The following is a 1934-nucleotide window of genomic DNA, read 5'->3' on the forward strand; positions in this document are numbered from 1 at the left end:
ACGCCCTCCCGACGCAACGACAAAACCGTAAAGCCCCGCGTTCAGCATAACCCGGCAGGAATCCACTTAAATCCAGCGGGGCGCTGTCCAAACAACCGGGGCCAGCTCTCCACGCAGCTCCACAGCTTTCTGGCTACCAAGCGATTCGGCACAGGCTTTTGCAACGGCTGAGTTTGGCTCAGCGCTTCCCGGCATCGTGGCCCAACCGCCTTTTTCAACGAACTTGCTCTGGTCCCATGCATAGGTAGCCTTCTTCATTTCGACCAAGTTTGCCGACGCATCGGCGGCTTGTCGAAACTTCTCAACGCAGATGGGTGTGAGAGCTGCAACGACAGCCGTCGCAGCACTATTCTTCGCGAGCGTCTCGGCGGTCCCACCCGTCACCCAGCCGCCCCAGCTGAACCCCACGATTGTCAGAGCAATTGCTCCGGCCACGGCTCCCCACAGTGCCGGCCGCACGGCAGCTTTTGTCTCCCTGGAGATTTCCATGATTTTCACCTTGCGTTAGAGGTATGTTGAGCTTCACCCGTTAAGGAGGCTAGACACGTCGAGCGATCGGCGTCTGTACCAAATTGCTCACTCAATCGCGTACGGACACTCTCGGGATGGCCTGATGCGACGTTCGCTGCGGTCTGCGCCTGTGCCCTACGGCGAGTATCTGCCCCGCGATGCTTCTGGAAATAAAGGGCCTTCGTGAGATTCTCTGCCTTTCGCAGTTGAGCGCGGGCGGCCGCCAATGGTCGGTTCAGGTGTTCCTTTTTGAACAGACGGCGGCGTCTCTCCCCGATTTATTCCGTCCATTGCCTGACTTGGAATATATTGCCGATCAGCCCGGCCCTCACGGCCGGGCTTTTCGCTTGGGAGGCCGTCCGGTGCCGATCAGCGGCCTGACACCGGTGCCTCGCAAGCGAGAGAAGCCTCCGAGGAAGAGTACGCCCGACTGCAGGTCGACTCATTTGTGCGCAGTGCGGCCATGAGCGGGCTTTCTTTGCGTTGCCCGGTTTGCTCCCGGTTGCTAAGAACAAGCGCCTCTTAACAAGCGCGAAGGCCCATCACTCGGGCCAATTCAGCGGTTCACACTGCCGCATTTCTTGCTCACCGGCGCGATCCGTAAATTTAGTTGTTTGCTGCAGTGCATGAGTCCAAATCACTTTCCGGACTCGGGGGCTTTCACCCGAGGCTTGGAGCCTTTTTTTGCATCCGCTTTGGTTCCAGCAGCGCCCTAATTTCCGGTTCTGCGGGTCCAAGGAAACGGCCTCAGTGCGGATGGCATCTGAGGCCGCTTGAAGCCTTCCGCCGGGCATTGGGCAAAATGTCGACCGATCGGCCGGCCTTGCTTTCGGAGATAAGGCACCGATTGCTGAGGACCAAGAACTCCCAAGATCAATCGTTCCGTCCAAATTTGAAATATCGAGTGCCCGGGACAGGACTGAATATTCGAAAGGCTCAGGGCTCCCGCCTCCGCCAGACGTTATGAAATGAAAGAGGCCGCCAACGGGGGCGGCCCTAGTACTCGTCCTTATCGCTGTGATGAAGGTTGAAAGCTCGATCGTACCTGTCGCGGGCTTCGGTACCAACGCTGTACCTGCCGGGCCACCATGAATGTGGTGGACTATAGTTGTCGTTCTCAGCGTCTTCTTTAGCTTTTTCGCCCAGTTTCTCAGGTGTCCAAAACGACATTGATTTATCTTTGCCCACACCTTGTCCTCCAAGTGGGGTCCTCCAAGTGGGACGATAATCCCGGTAAAGGGAATTGGGCTCTTAGCCAATTCAAGTTAGGAGGCTTGACCTTAAGATTGGCCGTTCTCTCGGTAGGAGTACGAAGAGAGCTATGGCGGAATCTGGGTGATGACGGTGTGAGGAAGGCGGCGTATCGAGGCGGGTGACGAGCCTGCCAGAACCTCTCGAGGAGAGCGATACGCCATGACCGAGAC

Annotated in this window: 1 protein-coding gene; it reads right to left on the reverse strand. The window is 57.4% G+C overall.

Annotated features, from left to right (window positions below; genetic code table 11):
- Positions 1 to 66: 66 nt before the first annotated feature.
- Positions 67 to 489 (reverse strand): hypothetical protein, encoded by a 423-nt coding sequence (locus QJT78_RS50765; RefSeq protein WP_281460857.1) that lies wholly within the window; start codon positions 487 to 489, stop codon positions 67 to 69.
- Between the last annotated feature and the right edge of the window lie 1445 nt (positions 490 to 1934).

Origin of the sequence: Bradyrhizobium sp. Mp27 (genome assembly GCF_029953005.1) — a bacterium.
Lineage (GTDB): Bacteria > Pseudomonadota > Alphaproteobacteria > Rhizobiales > Xanthobacteraceae > Bradyrhizobium > Bradyrhizobium barranii.

Bases quoted from the DNA above. Each gene is read 5' to 3' on its own strand.
- QJT78_RS50765 (WP_281460857.1), bottom strand. From the start codon at position 489: ATGGAAATCTCCAGGGAGACAAAAGCTGCCGTGCGGCCGGCACTGTGG.